Raw genomic sequence first — 1,181 nt, forward strand, 5'->3', positions numbered from 1 at the left:
GAACGTCGAGTACGTGGTCAGCGCTCCGCAGAATCCGGTACCGAGCAGAGCGGTCACGGCCGGAGCGGCCGGCAGCCCCGCGAGGAACCCGAGCAGCAGCGATCCGACGACGTTGACCGTGAACGTGCCCCAGGGAAACACCGTGTGGTGACGCGCCTGGACCGCTCGATCGGTGAGGTACCGCAACGGCGCACCGACGGCCGCGCCGAGCGCTACCAGGAGCACGGTCACCGGCCGGCGCCCCGTCGCCGCGAGACCAACCAGGCGGTCCCCGATACACCGATCCACACCGCGACCAGAGCCCCGACCACGGTCGCGAGGAAGTAGGCCAGCGCGACGCCGACCGCGCCCGCGGTGGCCGCGTGCCCCACGTCGACGACGTAGGTGGAGAACGTGGTGAAGCCGCCGAGCACGCCCACGCCGAGGAACGGCCGCAGCAGCCGCTGATCCCGGAACACCTCGGTCACCAGCACCATCAGGACGCCGATGAGCAGGCAGCCCGACACGTTGGTGACCAGCGTGGCCCACGCGAACTCGTCCGACCGGTGCGGCCACGCGGTCGCGAGCCCGTAGCGCGCGAGCGCACCCACCAAGCCCCCCGCGGAGATCGCCGCCAGCACCGGCCCGAGTTTCTCCTCCGGCTCCCCAGGCACAGCAGCACCGTAGCTCGCCTACCTGCTGAGCAGGCTGATCGAGACCAGCCCCGGGTAGAGCGCGAACAGCACGGTGACCGGCAACACGAGGAAGACGACCGGGACCATCATCGCGATCTCCCGCCGTCCCCCGGTCGCCAGCAGCGCTCGTTTCCCGGCTTCTCGGGCGTCCGCGGCCTGGGCTCGGAGCACTTCGGCGAGCGGTGTGCCTCGATCGAGCGCGATCACGATGCCGTCCACGAACCGCACCAGCGGCTCCGACGCCGACCGGGCTCCCAGCCCTTCGAGCGCGGTGACCAAGCCGACTCCCGACCGGCTCTCGTCCACGACCCGGGTCAGTTCGCGACCCAGCTCGCCCCGGCTGACCAGGGCCACCCGGCGCAGCGCGGCCGCCGGCGCCTCCCCGGCGGTCACGGCCAGCGCGAGCAGCTCGGCGACCACCGGCAGTTCGGCGCGCAGCACCTCGGTACGACGTCGCACCCGGACCGACAGCCACCAGTCCGGCCCCAGCCCTCCGGCGAGCGCGCC

At 72.7% G+C, this 1,181-nt stretch carries 3 protein-coding genes; all 3 read right to left on the reverse strand.

Features of this window, described 5'->3' with window-relative positions:
- Positions 1-231: fluoride efflux transporter FluC (locus ABEB28_RS42930; protein WP_345734060.1), on the reverse strand; the 231-nt coding region annotated here is incomplete at its 3' end.
- A complete protein-coding gene (locus ABEB28_RS42935; protein WP_345734061.1) occupies positions 228-653 on the reverse strand; it encodes a fluoride efflux transporter FluC in 426 nt (141 codons plus the stop codon). The genes ABEB28_RS42930 and ABEB28_RS42935, both read right to left, overlap by 4 nt.
- 18 nt (positions 654-671) lie before the next feature.
- The coding region (locus tag ABEB28_RS42940) for a type II secretion system F family protein (protein ID WP_345734062.1) at positions 672-1,181 on the reverse strand (510 nt) is incomplete at its 5' end.

It is taken from the genome of Cryptosporangium minutisporangium (assembly GCF_039536245.1).
Classification (GTDB): Bacteria; Actinomycetota; Actinomycetes; order Mycobacteriales; family Cryptosporangiaceae; genus Cryptosporangium; species Cryptosporangium minutisporangium.